This window comes from Methylobacterium tarhaniae, from assembly GCF_001043955.1.
GTDB classification, from domain to species: Bacteria; Pseudomonadota; Alphaproteobacteria; order Rhizobiales; family Beijerinckiaceae; genus Methylobacterium; species Methylobacterium tarhaniae.
In genome coordinates this window covers 1-19,398 of the sequence record NZ_LABZ01000035.1, presented here as the reverse complement: position 1 = coordinate 19,398, position 19,398 = coordinate 1, and the positions used below count along the sequence as shown (strand labels likewise).

The following is a 19,398-nucleotide window of genomic DNA, read 5'->3' as shown; positions in this document are numbered from 1 at the left end:
TGCACGGGCGAGGAACGCGCTTTCTTTCCGCGATCCGATGGATCTGTCAGGTCGGCCTCACGGCCGCCGGGCCAGCGCCAGCCCCAGGCCGGCCCCGAGCAGCAGCCCACCGGTCAACCGGTTGCGCCACTGTCCCCGCGCCAGCACGACCCGCGCGCGTCCCGCCGCCAACGCCCAGACGGCATCGAAGACGACCGCCAGCACCAGGAACGTCACGGCGAGCAAGACGAGTTGCCCCGGGGGCTCCGCCTCCCGGCTCACGAATTGCGGCAGGAAGGCCCCGAAGAACAGGAGCGTCTTCGGGTTGGTCAGCGCGACCAGGAAACCGCGCAAGGCGATCGCCCGGGCGGCGCGGGGCTCCGGTGCGGTCTGCGTGAGGTCGATCGCGGGGGCGCGCCAGGCGCGGTAGGCCAGCCAGGCGAGGTAGGCGACGCCGAGCCAGCGCAGCACCTCGAACCACGTCGCCATGATGCTCAGGACCGCCGAGAGACCGGCCACCGTCAGCGCCAGCTGAACGGCGAGCGCCACGCTGACGCCCGCCACGGTCACGAGGCCGTAGCGGCTGCCATGGGCCACGCTGTTGGCGACGATGAGGGCGACGTTCGGGCCCGGGATCAGGATCAGGACGAACGTCGCGGCGACGAAGCCGAGATAGAGGTCGAGGGGCATGAGGGCGTCCGGCGATGAACCGGACGGCAGCGTGCCACGCCCGCCGCCCCACCGCCAGACACGGTTACTGCTGCGCCGGCTGGGTCGTGGTGGTGCCGGTGGCGGCCGGGACGTCAGTCTTCTGGGCGTCGGTCTTCTGGGCCTCGGTCTTCTGGGCCTCGGTCTTGGCCTTGTCGGCCTGTTGGCCGAGATAGACGTATTCCGGCGCGGCGCGGAGCTGGTCCTTGTCGGTGTTGATCACCGCCTTCAGGGTCTTGTCGTCGACGCGGGTGACCTGCAGCGCCTCGCGCGCGACGGACACGTACTTGGTGCCGAGCCCGAGGAAGCCGCCGACGCCGACGACGTAGGACTTCACCGCCAGATCCGGCCCGAGCACGATGTCGGCGATCGAGCCGATGGTCTCGTTGGCGCCGTTCTGGATGCTCTGGCCGATCAGCTTCGTGGCGACGAGGTCGCTCGGCTCCTGGGCGACGAAGGTCGGCCGCAGGTTGTCGCTGAGGGTCGCGGGCGTGCCGGGCACCGGCTTGGGGCCGCCTGCATCCTGCGCCAGGCCGGCGCTGGTGCCAGCGACGAGAAGGAACGCGGCGGCGAGGAGGGGGCGGGACATCGAGGGCTCCGGCTTCGTGCGCCCGACACGCTCGGGCGCAGGGAGAGTCGGTTGCGGTGCGAAAGGTTCCCTCGCGCGCTCGCTTTCCCCTAGGTGAGGCCCGACGTCAGGCCCGGCTTCAGTCAGGCCCGATTTCGGCCGGGCCCGTCTCTCAGGCGTCCGGGCCGCGGACGATCTCGGCTTCCACCTCGGCCGGGTCGAGGTCGTAGTGCCGCGAGCAGAACTCGCAGGTGACGCCGATGCGGCCGTCCTCGCCGACGATGTCGCGGCGCTCCTCGGCCGAGAAGTTGCGGACCATGCCCATCACCCGCTCGCGCGAGCAGCGGCAGGCCTCGTGCACCCCTTGCGCCTCGAACACCCGCACCCCGCGCTCGTGGAAGAGGCGGTAGAGCAGGCGCTCGCTCGACACCGTCGGATCGACGAGCTCGTGGTCCTCGACCGTCCCCACCAGGGACTTGGCCTCGACCCAGGCATCGTCCTCCTGCTGCCGGCTGTCGTCGAGGAGCGCGTGCCCCTCCGGCAGGTCGCCGGGCGGCAGGTCGGCGAGGCGGGCGCGGTCGGGCGAGTGCGGCAGGAACTGCATCAGCAGCCCGCCGGCGCGCCAGGAATTGCCGCCGGCCTGCCCTGCCCCCTCGACCTGCTCGGCGACGGCGAGGCGCACCCGGGTCGGGATCTGCTCCGACTGGCGGAAATACTGGTGCGCCGCCTCCTCGAAGCCCTGGCCCTCGAGCGGCACGACACCCTGGTAGCGGCTCTGGGCCGACCCCTGGTCGATGGTCATGGCGAGGTGGCCGTGGCCGAGCAGCCGGGCGGTGCCGGCGCGGGGACCGGCCTCGGCGACGCGACCGGCATCGAAGCGGGCGGTGGCGCGCACCCGGTCGGGCGCCTCGAAATCCACCACCACCATGTCGACCGGTCCGTCGGACTTGGTCTGGAGCTGGAACCGGCCCTCGAACTTGAGCGAGGAGCCGAGCAGCACCGTGAGCGCCGCGGCCTCGCCGAGGAGGCGCGCCACCGTGTCGGGATAACCGTGCCGGCGCAGGATGGTGTCGATGGAGGGGCCGAGGCGCACGATGCGCCCGCGCACGTCGAGGGGCTCGACCGCGAAGGGCAGGATCGCGTCGTCGCGGCCATCGGAGGGCTGGGTGGCAGAAGTCTCGGACATGCTCTCACCGGCGCCGGCCGCCGTGACACGGGGAACCGGCTCTCGCGCAGGATGAAGAAGGTCTCCCGGCGAGGCGCCTTCCGCACGAGCCGCGGCGCGTGCCCTCGGGGAGAGCGGGCAGGCGGAGCGAGGAGCGGGAGACGCCGCGGCGAGAGACCGGCGTACCCCGTATATGGTGGCCCGGGCAGCGATGTCGAAGGGCTGCCGCCCGGGCGGGGTGGACGATCCCGTCGACGAGGCGATCGCGTCAGGAGACGGCGCCGAGGCACCAGGCCAGGATGCCTTTCTGGGCGTGCAGCCGGTTCTCGGCCTCGTCGAACACCACCGATTGCGGCCCGTCGATGACCTCGGCGGTGACCTCCTCGCCGCGATGGGCCGGGAGGCAGTGCATGAACACCGCGTCCTTGGCCGCCGCCGCCATCAGCCGGCCGTTGACCTGGTAGGGCATCAGGAGGTTGTGGCGGTGCGCCTCGTCCTCGTCGCCCATCGAGACCCAGCAATCGGTCACGACCGCGTCGGCCCCCGCCACCGCCTCGAACGGGTCGGTGGTGATGTTCAGCTCCACGCCCTCGGCCTTGGCCCGGGCGATCAGGCTCTCCGGGACCGGCAGCTCGGACGGGCAGGCGACGTTGAGGCGGAAGCCGAAGCGCGCCGCGGCGTGGGCCCAGGAGGCCAGCACGTTGTTGGCGTCCCCCGACCAGGCGACGGTGCGGCCCTTGATCGGGCCGCGATGCTCCTCGAAGGTCAGCACGTCGGCCATGATCTGGCACGGGTGCGAGTCCTTCGTCAGGCCGTTGATCACCGGCACGGTGGCGTACTCGGCCAGTTCCAGCATCATGCCGTGGTCGAGGATGCGGATCATGATCGCGTCGACGTAGCGCGACAGGACCCGGGCGGTGTCGGCGACGGTCTCGCCGCGGCCGAGCTGCATCTCCCGGCCGGTGAGCATCAGGGTCTCGCCGCCCAGCTCCCGCATCGCCACGTCGAAGGAGACGCGGGTGCGGGTGGAGGGCTTGTCGAACACCATCGCCAGGAACTTGCCGGCGAGCGGCCGCTCGGCCGGCGGCTCGCCCTTGCGCCGGCGGCGCTTCAGGTCGGCGCAGGCGTCGAGGACCGTGCGCAGCTCGGCGCTGGAAAAGTCGGTCAGGTCGAGGAAATGCCGGGGGGCCGGCGCGATCTTCACGGGCGCATTCATCACTCGGCGGCCCTCCGGCCCCTCGTTTCCATGGCGGCGCAGGCCGCCTCCAGCTTGTCCAGTGCCGCGTTCACCTCGGCCTCGCCGATGGTCAGCGGCGGCAGCAGGCGCACGACGTTGTCGCCGGCCGGGATCACCAGGAGGTGCTCGTCCCGGGCGGCGGCGGCGAAATCGGTGTTGGTGACGACGAGGCGCAGGCCCATCATCAGGCCCTCGCCGCGCAGCTCGTCGACCACGTCGGGGTGGCGGTCCTTGAGGGCGGCGAGGCGCTGCTTCAGGAGCAGGCCGGTCTGGCGCACGTGGTCGAGGAAGCCCGGCGCCAGGATGATGTCGAGCACCGCGTTGCCCACCGCCATGGCGAGCGGGTTGCCGCCGAAGGTGGTGCCGTGGGTACCGACCGTCATGCCGCGGGCCGCCTCGCGCGTGGCGAGGCAGGCGCCCATCGGGAAGCCGCCGCCGATGCCCTTGGCCGAGGACATGATGTCCGGCGTCACGCCCGACCATTCGTGGGCGAAGAGCTTGCCGGTGCGGCCGATGCCGGTCTGGACCTCGTCCATGATCAGCATCAGGCCGTGCTCGTCGCACAGGGCCCGCAGGGTGCGCAGCCACTCGTGCGAGACGACGCGCAGGCCGCCCTCGCCCTGGATCGGCTCGATCATCAGGGCGGCGGTCTCGGGCGTGATGGCGCTTTTAAGGGCCTCGAGGTCGCCGAACGGCACCTGGTCGAAGCCGTCGACCTTCGGGCCGAAGCCGTCGATGTATTTCTGCTGCCCGCCCGCCGCGATGGTGGCGAGCGTCCGGCCGTGGAACGCGCCCTCGAAGGTGACGATCCGGTAGCGCTCCGGATGGCCGCCCGCGGCGTGGTACTTGCGCGCCATCTTGATGGCGGCCTCGTTGGCCTCCGCGCCGGAATTGGCGAAGAACACCACGTCGGCGAAGCTCGCCTCGGTGAGCCGGGCCGCCAGCCGCTCGGCCTCCGGCACCTCGAACAGGTTCGAGACGTGCCAGACCTTCTGGGCCTGCTCGGTCAGCGCCGCGATCAGGTGCGGGTGGCCGTGGCCGACCGAGTTGACCGCGATGCCGGCGCCGAAGTCGAGGTATCGCGAGCCGTCTCGGGCAACGAGCCAGGCGCCCTCACCGCGCTCGAAGGATACCTTGGCCCGGGCGTAGGTCGGCAGCAGCGAGGAGGTCACGATCTCGTCTCCGTCGCGGTCGAGTGAGTCGGTCGACCGAAAAACAAAGCGCCGCCTCGAAGGGCGGCACGCGCGCGGATACTATGGAACGAGGCCGTCCTGTCAACGCCGGAAGGTGATTCCGGCGGCCGGGACGGGGTTGCGGCCGGCCTCCCTTCGGGGCAGAGACCCGAGGGCGGCCGGGCTCGGCCGCGCCGCGGCGGGGCGCCGCGGGCCGACGGACCGGCGCCGTCCCGCGGGGAATGCCCCCGGGCGGGCCTGGTGGGAGACCAGACAGATGAGCGCGACCCTCGACCGCCTGAAGGAGCTCGGCCTCACCCTGCCGCCGGCCGCGGCACCGGTGGCGAACTACGTCGCCTTCCAGCGCAGCGGCAACCTGGTGGTGATCTCGGGCCAGCTGCCTTTCGGGGCGAACGGCCAGATCGACCCGGCCCACAAGGGCAAGGTCGGCGGCGCGGTCTCGCCGGAGGCCGCGGCGGACGCGGCGCGGCACTGCGCCCTCAACGTCCTGGCGCAGCTGCGCGCGGCGGCCGGCAACCTCGACGATGCGGTGGTGTCCTGCCTGCGGCTCGGCGGCTTCATCAACACGGCGCCGGGCTTCTCGGCGGTGGCGGGCGTGATGAACGGCGCCTCCGACCTGATGGTGCAGGTGCTGGGCGAGCGCGGCCGCCACGCCCGCTCTACGATCGGCGTCGCCGAACTGCCCCTCGACGCCGTCGTCGAGGTCGAGGGCATGTTCGAGGTCCGCTGAGAGCCGACGCGACCGGCTTCTCGATCCCTTCCATCCGCGACCTCATCTGAGGTGCCGGCGATCGGAGATCGCGCATGATCGACGGTCGGCCGGCCTCGACGGGGGCTTCCAGAGATCACGGAGACTTCTGGAGACCGCCTTCGAGGCTGCTTCGCAGCACTTCGGGATGAGGCTGCGCGTGGGTGAACAGATAAAGACCCTTCAGACAGGCTCCGACCGATGTCCGACCGCCTCGCCCCCGGCTGGCTGACCGCCCGCCCGATCGCCCATCGCGGCCTGCACGACCGAAACGCGGGCATTCCCGAGAACACGGTCGCGGCGGCGGAGGCCGCGATCGAGGGCGGCTACGCCATCGAGTGCGACGTCCAGCTCAGCCGGGACGGCGAGGCGATGGTCTTCCACGATGCCGGCCTCGGCCGGCTCACCGGGGCGGACGGCCTCGTGCGCGAGCGCGACGCCGCCGATCTCGGCCAGCTCACCGTGCTCGGCAGCGCCGAGCGCGTCCCCACCCTGCCGGATTTCCTGGCGACGATCGTCGGCCGCACGCCGCTCGTCATCGAGGTGAAGACCCGGCACGACGGCGACCTCGCCCTCGCCCGCCGCACCGCCGAGGTCGTCGCGGCCTATGGCGGCCCGGTGGCGCTGAAGTCCTTCGATCCCGCCATCGTCGCCGCGCTCGCCGACCTCGCCCCCGGCATCCCGCGCGGCATCGTGGCCGAGAGCCGCCACGACGATCCGGCCTACGCGTCCCTCACCGAGGCGGCGCGGCACGGCCTGGCGAACCTGCTGCACCTGTCCGAGAGCCGGCCGGACTTCCTGTCCTGGCGCGTCGACGACCTGCCGAACGCCGCCACCCATCTCTGCCGCCTCCTCGGCCGCATGCCGGTGATGACCTGGACCGTGCGGAACGAGGCGCAGGTGCGGCTGGCCCGCGCGCACGCCGACCAGATGGTGTTCGAGGGTTTCCGGGCCTGAGAACCTGCCCGATCTGCCCTCGGGGGTGTGGACTCGCTGAACCTGGCAGGGGCTTGCTTAAGGCCTGGCAGGGGCCTGGAACCAGGCGAACCGATGGAAGGCGCCTGCGAGCGAGGCGGGGGGCAGGTCGGTGCTGAGAGCATCCGCCACGGCATCGGCCTCGTCCATGTCGAGGCCGACCTGCAGCACCTCGTCGATCACCGCGATCGCGCCGGAGCGCACGTCGTAGACCGTCCAGCCGGCGCGGTCGCGACGGATGTCGTAGCGGATCAGCTCGGCGCGAGCGGACCGGGCATCGTCGGGCGTGGCGATCTCGGACATGGCGATCTCGGACATGGCGATCGGGGACATGGCGATCTCGGACATGGCGTGCGTCCTGTTCGTGGCTCTCTGGATAATCCTGTGGAAGCGCCTTCAATGTGCCGCGGCGCACGTGGCGCGCAGGGTGGGGGTTGCGCGGCCCTCACCCCTCCCCGATCGGCCCCGCCCGTACGTATCCGCGCGAGATCAGCCGGTCGCGCTGGCGGGTCCGACGCTCGGCCTCGCCGAGATCGGCGAGCGCGTCGGTGATCGCCCGGCGCAGGGCGATTCCGGCATCGCCGTCGGCGGCAGCGAGATAGGCGACCGCGATCGTCTCGACGCCGGGCGTCCTCCCGTCCCGTCGCTCCGCCGGCTCGTGATTCATGGCCCCTGGACCCATCGCTCCTGGCTCACCGCTGCACGCCGCCGGCCAAGGCCGACTCGCGTTAGAACATATCGTGAACAAGCCACGGCGGGGCCGGTCCGGTCAAGCTGGGCCCGCGCGTGTCGTTGCACGCGCGCGGCGTGGTGTGGATAGCGGGGACGCCGCATCTCAGGGCGTGCGGGTCGCCTCCGGGTCGCCGGGACGCAAAGGCGCCTCGACGTAGCGCCCCTTCTCCGGGACCGCCACCGCGGAAAAGTCGCGGGCGAGGTCGTGCAGGGCCTGGCGCAGGCCCGGGCCGCGCAGGGGCCGGCCGTGGCCGGTCAGGGCCAATTCGGGCTCCAGCTGGGCGAGGGCCTCGACCGAGCGCCCGGCGCTCTCCCAATCCGTGGTCAGGTAGCGCGGCGGCCCGTGCATCTCGGGCGCCTGGACGGCGACGGCGTAGACCGATTCCTGCGCCGTGGTGACGAAGGCGTCGCCGGCGACGAGCGTCCGGTCGGCGGCGCGCCACAGCGAGACGTGGCCGGGGGAATGGCCCGGCGTGTGGATCCAGCGCCAGCCCGGCAGGGGCGGCACGCTGCCATCCTCCGGCAGGAGGCGCAGGCGGGCGCCGACATCGACCGGGCTCGTCGGGAAGAGCGGCGAGAGCCGGGCGAGGAGACCGCCGCCGACGCTCGGATCCGGCGGCGGATAGGCGGCGCTGCCGTCGAGATAGGGGCGCTCCAGGGAATGGGCCCAGACCGGGACGTCCCAGGCCTCCGCCAGGGATTCCAGCACCCCGACATGATCGAAATGGCCGTGGGTGAGCACGATCGCGGCCGGACGGGCGCCGGCTCCGAACCGGGCGGCGGCAGCGGCTTCGATGGCGCCCCGGGATCCCATGATCCCGGCATCGACGAGCACCCAGCCGCGGTCGCCGCATCCCGGCGCGCCCACATACGCGACGTTGACGATGGCATGGCGCTGGTAGGCGAGGTCCGGGCGCAGGGCGTGGGTGCCGTCCGGGCCGGCGGGCTCGTCGGCGACGCTCTCGGAGCCGATCGGGATCTGCTGGGTCATGCCGGCACCTCGCGACGGGAATGCCCGGCTCAATGCTCCCAAGGAGTATCAGTTCCGCAGGCTCCTGGCCGCAGGCTCTTGGCCGCGGGTTCTTATCCGCGGGTTCTTATCCGCGGGTTCTTGCGCATGCGCCGGCCCGCACGCGAAAGGACCCGCCGCCCCGTCCCCGGGGCGGCGGGTCCTTTCTGGTCGGCGGCAGGGCGCGTCAGCGTTTGCCCAGCATCTCCATCGGCGTCCGGTAGGTCTCCCGGGCGGTGACGATCGAGATCGCGGCGATCGCCGCCGTGGCGGTGACGAAGACCGCGACCGGGACCCAGCCGGTCGGGCCGGTGCCGAGGAGCGCGGCGCTGATCACCGGGGCGAAGCCGCCCAGCGCGAAGCCGATCTGGGTGCCGATCGCCATGCCCGACAGGCGGACCTTGGTGTCGAACATCTCACCGTAGAGCGACGGCCACACCCCGTTGGCGGCGCTGTAGACCACGCCCGAGAGCAGGATGCCGAAGGTGAAGATCAGCGGGATGTTGCCCTGGCTGATCGCCCACATGTAGGGCCAGATCAGCGCCGCGGAGCCGAGCGCGCCGAAGATGAAGACCGGGCGGCGGCCGATGCGGTCGGACAAGGCCGCGAAGGCCGGAATCGCGCCGAGCGCCACGATGTTGGCGAGGATCAGCACGGTCAGCATGGTCGAGCGGTCGATCTGCATCGTGTTGACCGCGTAGGACAGGGTGAAGACGCTGAAGATCGTGCTCACCACCGAGACGAGGGCGGCGAAGATCACCCGCAGCACGTCGGCCCACTGGGTGCGGAACAGGATCGCGACCGGCAGGCCCGCCGTCTCGTGGGTCTGCTCCTCCTGCTCCTTCTCGAAGACCGGGGTCTCCGGCAGCGTGCGACGGACCCAGAAGCCGACCGCGACGACGACGGCGCTGAGGAAGAACGGGATGCGCCAGCCCCAGGACAGCATCTGCGCCTCGGGCATCTGGGTGATCGGCAGGAAGACCAGCGTCGCGAGGATCAGCCCGGCCTGCGTGCCGCTCAAGGTGAAGCTGGTGAAGAAGCCGCGCTGGTTGGCGGGCGCGTGTTCGAGGGTCATCGAGTTGGCGCCGGCCTGCTCGCCGGCGGCCGAGATGCCTTGCAGCAGGCGGGCGATGACGAGGAGGATCGGCGACAGGATGCCGAGCTGCTCGTAGGTCGGCAGGCAGCCGATCATGAAGGTCGAGAGGCCCATCAGCAGCAGCGTGAAGGTGAGCACCTTCTTGCGGCCGAAACGGTCGCCGATATGGCCCAGCGCCACCGCGCCGAGCGGCCGGGTGATGTAGGCGACGCCGAAGGTCGCGAACGAGGCGATCGCCGCCGCCTGCGGGTTGTTCGGCGCGAAGAACAGCTTCGGGAAGATCAGCGCCGCAGCGGTGCCGTAGATGAAGAAGTCGTAATACTCGACCGCGCTGCCGATCCAGCTCGCGAGTGCGGCCTTCTTCGGAGTCTTCACGGCCTCGGGCTGGATGGCCGCGGCCGCGGCCGCCGGAAGGACGGAGGATGTCATCGGGCGTTTCCTGTGGGGGGAAAGAAGGAGACGGGCCCGTTGGCTCGGGCCGCATTGTTCGGGTTGGAGAGGCTTCAGGCGGTTCGCCCGAGCTCGGCGAAGTGGCGGAGCATCCGCTCCGGATCCGGGGTCACGCCGGTGATGAGCCGGAACGCCTCGACCGCCTGGAACACCGCCATGCCGCCGCCGTCGAGGGTGCGGCAACCGATCCGCCGCGCCTCGCGCAGGAGCGCGGTCTCAAGCGGGAAGTAGACGATCTCGGCGACGAACAGCGCCGGGTGCAGGTATTCCGCCGGAAGCGGCAGGCCCGGATACTTGTCCATGCCGGTCGGCGTGCAATGCACGAGGCCGTCGGCCGCGGCCACCTCCGCCGCGAGGTCGGTGCAGGCCCGCGCCCGGCCGGCGCCGAAGCGCTCGCACAGGGAGGCCGCCACCGAGGCCGCCCGGGCCGGATCGATGTCGGAGAGGACGAGGTCCTCGACGCCGAGGGTGAGGAGCGCGTGGGCCACCGCCGCGCCGGCCCCGCCGGCACCGAGCTGCACCACTCGGGTCAGGGCCACGTCCGGCAGGCCGCGCCGGAAGGCCTCGGCGAAGCCCCACCAGTCGGTGTTGTGGCCGACGCGCTTGCCGTCGCGCAGCACGACGGTGTTGACCGCGCCGAGGGCGGCCGCGTCGGGCGACAGCTCGTCGAGATGGGCGAGCACCGCCTGCTTGCACGGATGGGTGATGTTGAGGCCGGAGAATCCCATCCGCTCGGCGGCGGTCAGCAGGTCCGGCAGCGCGTCGGCGCTCAAGCCCAGGCGTTCGAGGTCGATCTTCTGGTAGAGCAGGCGCAGGCCCTGCGCGTCGCCCTCGTGCTCGTGCATCGCCGGGGTGCGGGAGGCCTGGATGCCGTTGCCGATCAGGCCGGCCAGGACGGATTGGGGGGCAGCGGCCATGATGCGGGCCTCTCTCTCTCGAACGTTCCTCGGATGGCGCGATTGCGACGCGCTTGAATCCAAATGTACTAACCGGTACGTTCATGTCAACCCCGATGAGCGGGGGCATGATCTCGCCGGCGCGGCGCGAACGAGGCGACCCGGCGGGATGGGCTCGACGGGGCGGGTCCCGTTTGCGATGAGAGCCGGCGGACAAGCGGACGGGAGAGCGCAATGAGGAAGGCGATCGCCACGGTGAGCTTAAGCGGCACGCTGATCGAGAAGCTGGAGGCGATCGCGGCGGCGCGGTTCGACGGAGTCGAGATCTTCGAGAACGACCTCTTGTTCCACACCGGCGCCGCCCGCGACGTGCGCCGCTACGCCTCGGATCTCGGCCTCTCGATCGACCTGTTCCAGCCCTTCCGCGATTTCGAGGGCGTGTCGGACGAGCAGCTGAAGCGCAACCTCGACCGGGCCGAGCGCAAGTTCGACCTGATGGAGGAACTGGGTGCGCCCTTGATCCTGGTCTGCTCCAATGTCGGCACGGACGTGTCCGACGACGACGCCCGGATGGCCGACCAGCTCTATCAGCTCGCCGAGCGGGCGGCGAAGCGCGGCCTCAAGATCGGCTTCGAGGCCCTGTCCTGGGGCACCAAGGTGCGCACCTTCGACCGGGCCTGGGGCATCGTCGAGCGGGCGAACCACCCGCATCTCGGCCTGATCCTCGACAGTTTCCACACGCTGGCGCTCCCCGACGACTGGTCGGGCATCGCCAACCTGCCGGGCCAGCGGGTGTTCTTCGTCCAGCTCGCCGACGCACCGCGCATCGGCATGAACCCGCTGACCTTGAGCCGCCACTTCCGCTGCCTGCCGGGCCAGGGCGATCTCGACGTGCCGGGCTTCCTCCAGGCGGTGCTCGCCTGCGGCTATACGGGCACGATCTCGCTCGAGATCTTCAACGACGAGATGCGGGCGGCTCCCCCGCGCCAGACCGCCGCCGACGGCCACCGCTCGCTGCTCTTCCTCGAGGAGCGGGTGCGCCGCACCGAGGAGGCGGCAGCTCAAGCCTTCTCTCAAGCGGCACCCTCCCCCGCCAAGCGGCCTCGCCGCCGGGTCGAGCTGTTCGATCCGCCGCTGCCGCCGGCCATCGCCGGCCACCGCTTCATCGAGGTCGCGGTGGACGAGCGCTGCGAGGGCGCCCTGGCGCGGCTGCTGGACCAGCTCGGCTTCACCCGGCTCGGCCGGCACCGCAGCAAGGCGGTGACGCTCTACGGCCAGGGCGAGATCCGCATCGTGCTCAACCGCGAGCCGGATTCCTTCGCCTCCTCCTACTTCCTGATGCACGGCCCCTCGGTCTGCGCCCAGGCCATCGCCACCGACGACGCGCTGGCGGCCCTCGGCCGGGCGGAATCCTACGGCGCCACCCGCTTCGGCGGCCGGATCGGGCCGGACGAGAACGCCTTCCCGTCGATCCGCGCGCCCGACGGCAGCCTCATCATCCTCACCGATCCGCAGACCGGTGGCGATTTCGAGCGCGACTTCGTGATGGACGGGGACGCGGAGCCCGAGGGCCTGCTGACCCGGGTCGACCACGTGGCGCAGGCCCTGCCCGAGGGCCAGCTCGATTCCTGGGTCTTGTTCTACCGCGCGGTGCTCGGCCTGGAACCCGAGGACGTGGTGGTCTTGCCCGACCCCTATGGGCTCGTGCGCAGCAAGGCGATGTCGAATGCCGAGCGCACCATGCGGATGCCGCTCAACATCTCGGAGAGCCGCAACACCGCCACCGCCCGCCTGGTGACGAGCTTCGCCGGCGCCGGCGTCCACCACATCGCGCTGTCCACCGACGACATCTTCGCGGCGGCGGAACGCCTGAAGGCGGCCGGCGCGACCCTGCTGCCGATCCCGGCCAACTACTACGACGACGTGGCGGCCCGCTTCGGCCTCGACGACGCCCTGATCGCCCGGATGCAGTCCTTGAGCATCCTCTACGACCGGGTCGGCGAGGGCGAGTTCCTGCAATTCTACACGACGCCGTTCGAGGAGCGGTTCTACTTCGAGATCGTGCAGCGGAAGGGCGGCTACGACCTGTACGGCGCGCCGAACGCCCCGGTGCGGATGGCGGCCCTGGCGACGTTGCGGGGGCCGAACCTGTCGCAGGTGCTGCGGTGAAAACCAGTCTCGGCCTTTGACGACCTAGCGCGATTCCCCTCTCCCAAACGGGAGAGGGGATCCCGCGACCGACTGGATTTCCGGGTTCGGCAGAGCGGATTTACGCGCTCAGTTCTTCTTCTCGTCCGCCTTCGGCGTCGCCGGGGCGGCCGGCGCCGCCGCGGTCTTCTCGACCTTGGCGCCCTCGCGCAGCTTGGTGATGATGTCCTGCTGCGTCTTGCGGGTGAGGTAGGCCTCGACCTGCTCCTTCATCTCGTCGAAGCTCGGCACCGGCTTGGTGCGCTTCTCCTCGACCTTGATGACGTGCCAGCCGAACTGGGTCTTGATGGGATCGGAGATCTTGCCGGCCTCGAGCTTGAACGCCGCGTCGGCGAAGGGCGCGACCATCCGCTCCTTGGTGAACCAGCCGAGATCGCCGCCCTCGGCCTTGGAGCCGGGATCCTTCGAGGTCTCGGCCGCGACCTTGGCGAAGTCCTCGCCGCCCTTCAGGCGCGCGGCGATCTTCTTGGCCTCGGCCTCGTTGTCGACGAGGATATGGCGGGCATGCACCTCCTCCTCGGGCTTCATCGCCTTGACGGTCTCGTCGTAGAGCGCCCGCTCGGCCTGCGGCGTCACCGCCTTCTTGGCCTCGCGCTCCAGGTACTCGTCGAGGAGGAGCTTGTCGCGAAAATAAGCGAGCTTGCGGGCGAAGTCCGGGTTGTCGCCGATCTTGGCCTTCTCGGCCGCCTGGGCGCCGATCTTCAGGTCGACCATGTAGTCGACGAGGAGGCCCTTCTTCTGCGCCTCGTCGACGCCGGGCAGCGACAGGGCCGGATCGTCGGCCGCCACCGCGAGGTCGCCGGCGGTGATCGGGGCGCCGTTCACCTTCGCGACGACGGTGTCGGGGGACTGGGCAGGAGCCGGAGCGGCGGGTGCCGGCGCCTGAGCGAGCGCGGCGCCCGGCAGAAGGAGCCCGAGGGCGAGCGCGCCGTTGCGCCAGAGGGGGGAGAAGGTCGGCATGGCGTGATCCTTGGGGCCCGTGCGCGAGGTCGGTCTTAAGACCGGCGGACAGGTGGCAAAGATCGGCCGACAAGACAAGCGGCGCGCACGCCGCAGAAGGAGGCTCGGGCGGCACCCCGCGAATCCGTGATCCGCGGGGCTGCGGGGCGGCTCAGTAGCCGGTCGAGGCGACCTCGACCCGGTTGCCGCGGCGGGCGAAGGCCACCGAGGCGGAGGCTCCGTCCTGGGTGCCGGGAACCGAGAAGCTGACCACCTGGTCGGAGGCGAGCGTCGTGATCACGCGCAGCGGGGTGGCCGCCGCCGCATCCGTCGGCGCCAGGGTGGCGACGACGCGCAGGCCGTCCTTCTCGACGGTATAATAGGCCGAGCCGCGCACCGGGCCGAGATCGAGGCTGTGGGACTGGCGCGGGTTCAGCTCGGAGGCGCTGGCGGCCGTGGCGAGAACGAGGCCGAGGGCGGTGAGAGAGAGGAGTCGCATCGGTGGTCCTGGGTGTTCTGTCCGGCGCGGGGAGCGCGTCCGGAAAGCCGGGATCTGCCGGGAGACATCAATAAAGCATTCACTATTGTGCGACGCAATAGAAACATATTGCATTGCACCATAGCGCAGTCGCACCGGCGCGCCTGCATTCTTGCGCATCGTCGGGCGACGGGCGCGCCTTCCGTCTCGCTGCCGGCACATCGTGGCCTCGGGGCCGCCCTGCCCTACCTGCCCTCTCGACCCGACCTGGTCCGCCTGGCGGATTCGCTCGGCAGATTCGCTTGGCCCATCCGCGCCGCCCGCCATCGCCGACCCGGAACCCGGACGCCCGCCATGAGCACCCCGCCATGAGCACCTACCGCTTCGACAGGCTCCTCGCCCCACGCTCCGTGGCTCTGGTGGGCGCGACCGCGCGGCCGAACGCGTTCGGCGCCGCGATCCTGCGCAACCTGCGCGAGGCGGGCTTTGCCGGCCTGCTCTGGCCGGTGAACCCGCGCCACGACAGCGTCGACGGCGTGCAGGCCTTCGCCGACCTCGCCGACCTGCCCGAACCGGCCGACCTCGTGGTGATCGCCACGCCGCCCGAGACCGTGCCGGAGGTGGTGGCGGCGGCGGGACGCCGGGGTTGCGGCGCGGCGGTGATCATCACCACCGGCCTCGGCAGCGGTCCGGACTCGCTCGCCGACGCGGCGCGGGCGGCGGCGCGGCGCCATTCGCTGCGCCTCGTCGGGCCCGACAGCATGGGGCTCGCGGTGCCGCACGCGGCCCTCAATGCCAGCCTGCTCGCCCGGGCGCCGCTCCCCGGCGACCTGGCGCTGATCTCGCAGTCGCGCACGGTGGCGGCGGGGATCGTCGCCTGGGCGCAGGGACGCGGCACCGGCTTCTCGGGCATCGTCTCTCTCGGCAACGCGATCGACGTCGACATCGCCGACTGCCTCGACCACTTCGCCGCCGACATCCGCACCCGGGCGATCCTGCTCTCGATCGACAGCGTGGCCGACGCGCCGAAATTCATGTCGGCGGCGCGGGCCGCCGCCCGGGCGAAACCCGTGGTGGTCCTGCGCTCCGGCCGGCACGACACCGCCCGGGCGGTCGACGGCAGAGCCGCGACCCATACGGGAATCCTGGCCCGCACCGATGCCGTCTACGACGCCGCCTTCCGGCGGGCGGGCCTCCTGCGGGTGCAGGACCTCGACGAGATGTTCTCGGCGGTCGAGACCCTGGGGCGCCAGCGCCCGTTCCCGGGACGGCGCCTGGCGATCCTGGCCAATGGCCGCGGCGTCGGCGCCATCGCGGTCGATCGGCTGATCGATCTCGGCGGCACCCTGGCGGGCCTGTCGGACGAAACGCGGACGCGCCTCGCGGTGGTGGTGCCGGGGACCGACCCGGCCGCCTGGCGCAACCCGGTCGATATCGGGGCCGATGCCGACGGGCCGCGCTACGCCGCGGCTCTGGAAGCCCTGATCGCCGACCGCGACAACGACGCCGTGCTGGTGATCAACGTCCCCACCGCCCTGTCCGGCGGCAGCGCGGTCGCGACCGCGATCGTCGAGGCGGTGAAACGCGGTCGCAAGGGAAGCTTTCGCGCCCGGCCGGTCTTCGCCGTCACCGTCGGCGACGAGACGGCCGGGGAGATCCTGAGCCAGGCCGGCATCCCGCGCTTCGCCACCGATGCCGACGCGGTCGAGGGCTTCACGCATCTGGTGCGCTATCGCGAGGCCCAGGACGACCTCACCACCACCCCGGCGATGCTTCCCGCCGACCTGGTGCCGGATGCCGGCGCCGCGCGGCGCATCGTCGACGGCGTGCTGGCGGAGGGGCGCACCTGGCTCGACCCGCGGGAGATGGCGGATCTGCTCGCCGCCTACGGCATCCCGGCCCAGCCGGTGGCCCTGGCGCCCGACGCCGATGCCGCCGCGGAGGCGGCCTGGCCGATCATCGCCGCGGGCGGCACGGTGGCGCTCAAGCTCGCCTCGCCCGACGTGGTGCACAAATCCGATGTCGGCGGCGTGCGGCTGGGCCTCACCAGCGAGGCGGCGGTGCGGGAGGCCGCCGGCGAGATGTTGGCCCGCGTGGCCCAGGAGCGGCCCGGCGCCCGGATCACCGGCTTCGTCGTCCAGGCGATGCTGCGCCGGACGCAAGCCCGGGAGCTGATCGCCGGCCTCGTCGACGATCCGGTCTTCGGTCCCGTCGTGGTGTTCGGCCGCGGCGGCACCGCCGTCGAGGTGATCGACGACCGGGCGCTGGCCCTCCCGCCCCTCGACCGGCGGCTGGCCGCCGACCTGATCGGGCGGACCCGGGTGGCGCGCCGGCTCAAGGCCTATCGCGACGTGGCGGCGGCCGACGAGGCGGCGGTCGCCCTGGTGCTGGTCAAGCTCGGCCAGCTCGCCGCCGACCTGCCGGAACTGCGCGAGCTCGACATCAACCCGCTTCTGGCCGACCGCGACGGGGTCATCGCGCTCGACGCGCGCGCCGCCGTGGCGCCGCTGCCGCCGGAGCGCCGGCGCGACGCCGGCACCGGCCCGAGCCATGCCCGCTTCGCCGTGCGGCCCTATCCGGGCGCCTGGGAGCGCCGCATCACCCTCGACGGCCAAGGCATCCTGGTGCGGCCGGTGCGGGCGGAGGACGAGGGGCTGTTCGAGGCCTTCTTCCGCAGGGTCAGCGCCGAGGACCTGCGCCTGCGCTTCTTCGCGCCGGTGCGCGACTTCAGCCACGCCTTCCTGGCCCGCCTGACCCAGCTCGACTATGCCCGCGCCATCGCCTTCGTGGCGATCGAGGAGGCGGGGGGCACGATGATGGGGGCGGTGCGCCTCCACGCCGACGCCAACCACGAGACCGGCGAATACGCGATCCTGGTCCGCTCCGACCTCAAGGGCCTCGGCCTCGGCTGGTCGCTGATGGGGCTGATGCTCGACTGGGCCAGGGCGGAGGGCCTGCGCCATGTCGAGGGCCAGGTTCTGCGCGAGAACACCACCATGCTGGCGATGTGCCGCAAGCTCGGCTTTACGGTAAGGACGGACCCGTCCGACCCCGACCTGATGCTGGTGCGGCGCGCCCTGACGGAGGAGAGTGCCGCGCCCCGACCTTGAGACTCCGTTCTCGCAAGATTCTGCTTCGACATGCGCGACACCCATCCCCTCGACATCGCCGGCGGCCTGCTGCTCACCGCCGCCGCGGGCTACGTCGACGCCGTCGGCTTCCTGCGGCTCGACGGGCTCTACACCTCGTTCATGAGCGGCAACTCGACCCAGTTCGCGGTCTCGCTGTCGCAAGCGGGCCACCCGGTCGCCTGGGAGATCGGCCTCCTGTTCGTGTCCTTCCTGGCCGGGGGGTTCTGCGGCAGCCTGGTCTCGCTGCAGGTGCCCGGGCGCTGGGGGCCGGCTGCGGTGCTCGCCGTCGAGGCCGCGCTCCTGGTGGTCGCGCTCTCGCTGGCCTTAAGCCCGGCGCAGAGCCCGGTGGCGCCGCTGCTCGCCGCCGCCATGGGGGCGCAGAACGCGGCGCTCCGCCGGAGCGCGGGCTTTCGCCCCGGTGTCACCTTCGTGACCGGCACCCTGTTCAGCCTCAGCCACACCCTGGCCCAGGCCGCGACGCGGCTGGGCCCGGCCCTCGGCTGGGTGCCGGATGCCTGCACCTGGCTGGCGCTCGTCGGCGGGGCGGTGGCGGGGGGACTGGCCTATCGGGGCTACGGATTGGAGTCACTGGTGGCGCCGGCGGTGGGCGTCGGGCTGGTGCTGGCGCTCGCGGTGGGGCGGGCGGTGCGGGTGGAGGCGGCGTGACCGACGGACCGCTCCCGTCTCCGCCGCCCGGCGACTTCGTCCATCTCCGGCGCGATTCCGCCAGCGGCATCGAGGCGGTGACGGCGCGGTTCCTGGGCCACGCCTACGACATGCACCACCACGACGAGTGGCTGGTCGGGGTGACCCATGAGGGCATCCAGGATTTCTACTGCCGCGGCGCGCGCCGGCAGAGCGTCCCCGGGCGGGTGATCCTGATCGAGCCCGGCGAGCGCCATGACGGGCAGGCCGTGCGGGAGCCGGGCTTCCGCTACAGCATGCTCTACCTGCCGCAGGACTGGCTGCGGCGCGAGATGGGCGGACGCGACGCCGCGGTCGGCTTCCGCCGCACGCTCGCCGACGACGGCCACCTCGGCAGGGCGATCGGCCGAGCCTGCCGCGCCGTGTTCGGCGCCGCCTCGCCCCTCGCGACGGATGCGGCCCTGGACGACCTGGCCGGGCATCTGCGCCGCCATCTCGGCGCCGCCTCGCCCAAGCCCGCGCCCGACGGCGACCCGGTGGTGGCCGAGCGGGCGATGGCCTTCATCCGGGCCCATGCCGAGACGGCCTTCGGCCTCGACGCCCTCGCCCAGGCCGCCGGTGCGGCGGACCGGTTCCAGCTCGCCCGCGCCTTCCGGCGGCGCTTCGGCACCTCGCCGCATGCCTGCCTGATCGAGATCCGCCTTGCCCGGGCGAGAGCGCTGCTGCGCGCCGGGACGGCGCCGGCCGAGGCGGCGCACGCCGCCGGCTTCTCCGACCAGAGCCATCTCGGCCGCTGGTTCCGCCGCGCCTACGGCCTCACGCCCGCCGTCTACCGGAGCGGGCGCACGAACGTTCCAGACGCCGCCAGCGACCTCGACTAGCCCTGCGGTCCAGCACCCGCAGGGAGAGACTGATGTTCGACACCAAGGTGGCCATCCTGGTCCGCGAGGACCTGGCCGTGTGGCAGAAGCTGAACGTCACCGCGTTCCTGGCCACCGGCATCGCCGGCGCCGTGCCCGAGGCCATGGGCGAGCCCTATCTCGATGCGGCGGGCCGTCGCCACGCCCGCCTCCTCGGCCAGCCGATGCTGATCTTCGCCGCCTCGACCGAGGTGCTGCAGCGCGCCTGGCAACAGGCGATCCAGCGCGACCTCACCCGCAGCGCCTATGTCCGGGCGATGTTCGAGACCGGGCACGACGCCGCCAACCGCGAGGTCTTCCGGGCCGAGCCCGCCGACGCGC

The 19,398-nt window shown here is 72.0% G+C and carries 19 protein-coding genes; 7 read left to right on the top strand and 12 right to left on the bottom strand.

Annotated features, from left to right (window positions below; genetic code table 11):
• Positions 1-57: 57 nt before the first annotated feature.
• From VQ03_RS06295 to VQ03_RS06275, 5 genes are all read right to left on the bottom strand, one after another.
• Complete coding sequence (locus VQ03_RS06295) at positions 58-669, bottom strand: LysE family translocator (protein ID WP_048450023.1); 612 nt, start codon at positions 667-669, stop codon at positions 58-60.
• Between the two features lie 64 nt (positions 670-733).
• A complete protein-coding gene (locus tag VQ03_RS06290) occupies positions 734-1,276 on the bottom strand; it encodes a PRC-barrel domain-containing protein (RefSeq protein WP_048450022.1) in 543 nt (180 codons plus the stop codon).
• Positions 1,277-1,427: 151 nt separating this feature from the next.
• A complete protein-coding gene (locus VQ03_RS06285; RefSeq protein ID WP_048450021.1) occupies positions 1,428-2,441 on the bottom strand; it encodes an Hsp33 family molecular chaperone in 1,014 nt (337 codons plus the stop codon).
• Positions 2,442-2,688: 247 nt separating this feature from the next.
• Positions 2,689-3,636 (bottom strand): ornithine carbamoyltransferase, encoded by a 948-nt coding sequence (gene argF / locus VQ03_RS06280; protein WP_048450020.1) that lies wholly within the window; start codon positions 3,634-3,636, stop codon positions 2,689-2,691.
• The gene (locus VQ03_RS06275; RefSeq protein WP_048450019.1) at positions 3,636-4,829 is read right to left on the bottom strand and encodes an aspartate aminotransferase family protein; all 1,194 of its coding nucleotides are present in this window, start codon (positions 4,827-4,829) and stop codon (positions 3,636-3,638) included. The genes argF and VQ03_RS06275 overlap by 1 nt, the downstream gene beginning before the upstream one ends.
• A gap of 277 nt (positions 4,830-5,106) precedes the next feature.
• Between VQ03_RS06275 and VQ03_RS06270 the strand changes: the two genes are divergently transcribed.
• Positions 5,107-5,580 carry a RidA family protein gene (locus tag VQ03_RS06270; protein WP_048450018.1) on the top strand — a complete coding sequence of 158 codons (474 nt, stop codon included), beginning with the start codon at positions 5,107-5,109 and terminating at the stop codon, positions 5,578-5,580.
• 219 nt (positions 5,581-5,799) lie between these two features.
• On the top strand, positions 5,800-6,555 hold the full coding sequence (locus tag VQ03_RS06265; protein ID WP_048450017.1) for a glycerophosphodiester phosphodiesterase family protein: 756 nt from the start codon (positions 5,800-5,802) through the stop codon (positions 6,553-6,555).
• A 57-nt stretch (positions 6,556-6,612) separates the two neighbouring features.
• Here the strand turns inward: VQ03_RS06265 and VQ03_RS34490 are convergent, their stop codons facing one another.
• The 5 genes from VQ03_RS34490 to VQ03_RS06240 all read right to left on the bottom strand — a co-directional run bounded on the left by VQ03_RS34490 (position 6,613) and on the right by VQ03_RS06240 (position 10,777).
• Positions 6,613-6,921 (bottom strand): hypothetical protein, encoded by a 309-nt coding sequence (locus tag VQ03_RS34490; RefSeq protein ID WP_245291984.1) that lies wholly within the window; start codon positions 6,919-6,921, stop codon positions 6,613-6,615.
• Positions 6,922-7,018: 97 nt separating this feature from the next.
• Complete coding sequence (locus VQ03_RS06255) at positions 7,019-7,240, bottom strand: hypothetical protein (protein ID WP_048450016.1); 222 nt, start codon at positions 7,238-7,240, stop codon at positions 7,019-7,021.
• A gap of 168 nt (positions 7,241-7,408) precedes the next feature.
• Positions 7,409-8,296 (bottom strand): MBL fold metallo-hydrolase, encoded by an 888-nt coding sequence (locus tag VQ03_RS06250; RefSeq protein WP_048450015.1) that lies wholly within the window; start codon positions 8,294-8,296, stop codon positions 7,409-7,411.
• 205 nt (positions 8,297-8,501) lie between these two features.
• The gene (locus VQ03_RS06245) at positions 8,502-9,839 is read right to left on the bottom strand and encodes an MFS transporter (RefSeq protein WP_048450014.1); all 1,338 of its coding nucleotides are present in this window, start codon (positions 9,837-9,839) and stop codon (positions 8,502-8,504) included.
• Between the two features lie 74 nt (positions 9,840-9,913).
• Entirely contained in the window at positions 9,914-10,777 is an 864-nt protein-coding gene (locus VQ03_RS06240; protein WP_048450013.1) for a shikimate dehydrogenase, read from the bottom strand.
• Between the two features lie 213 nt (positions 10,778-10,990).
• On the opposite strand from VQ03_RS06240, the gene VQ03_RS06235 reads away from it, so the two are divergent.
• Complete coding sequence (locus tag VQ03_RS06235; protein WP_048450012.1) at positions 10,991-12,925, top strand: bifunctional sugar phosphate isomerase/epimerase/4-hydroxyphenylpyruvate dioxygenase family protein; 1,935 nt, start codon at positions 10,991-10,993, stop codon at positions 12,923-12,925.
• A 108-nt stretch (positions 12,926-13,033) separates the two neighbouring features.
• On the opposite strand, the gene VQ03_RS06230 is transcribed toward VQ03_RS06235, so the two are convergent.
• Both VQ03_RS06230 and VQ03_RS06225 read right to left on the bottom strand, forming a co-directional pair.
• Positions 13,034-13,924: a peptidylprolyl isomerase gene (locus tag VQ03_RS06230; protein WP_048450011.1), complete on the bottom strand. Its 891-nt coding sequence runs from the start codon at positions 13,922-13,924 to the stop codon at positions 13,034-13,036.
• A 151-nt stretch (positions 13,925-14,075) separates the two neighbouring features.
• Entirely contained in the window at positions 14,076-14,402 is a 327-nt protein-coding gene (locus tag VQ03_RS06225) for a hypothetical protein (protein WP_048450010.1), read from the bottom strand.
• Between the two features lie 347 nt (positions 14,403-14,749).
• Here VQ03_RS06225 and VQ03_RS06220 point away from each other — a divergent pair, with 347 nt between their 5' ends.
• From VQ03_RS06220 to VQ03_RS06205, 4 genes are all read left to right on the top strand, one after another.
• Entirely contained in the window at positions 14,750-17,491 is a 2,742-nt protein-coding gene (locus tag VQ03_RS06220; RefSeq protein WP_048450009.1) for a bifunctional acetate--CoA ligase family protein/GNAT family N-acetyltransferase, read from the top strand.
• Between the two features lie 30 nt (positions 17,492-17,521).
• A complete protein-coding gene (locus VQ03_RS06215; RefSeq protein WP_048450008.1) occupies positions 17,522-18,178 on the top strand; it encodes a YoaK family protein in 657 nt (218 codons plus the stop codon).
• Entirely contained in the window at positions 18,175-19,038 is an 864-nt protein-coding gene (locus tag VQ03_RS06210; protein ID WP_048450007.1) for an AraC family transcriptional regulator, read from the top strand. The genes VQ03_RS06215 and VQ03_RS06210 overlap by 4 nt, the downstream gene beginning before the upstream one ends.
• A gap of 29 nt (positions 19,039-19,067) precedes the next feature.
• Positions 19,068-19,398 (top strand): DUF2000 family protein (locus VQ03_RS06205; RefSeq protein WP_208605478.1); only part of this gene is annotated, 331 nt, incomplete at its 3' end.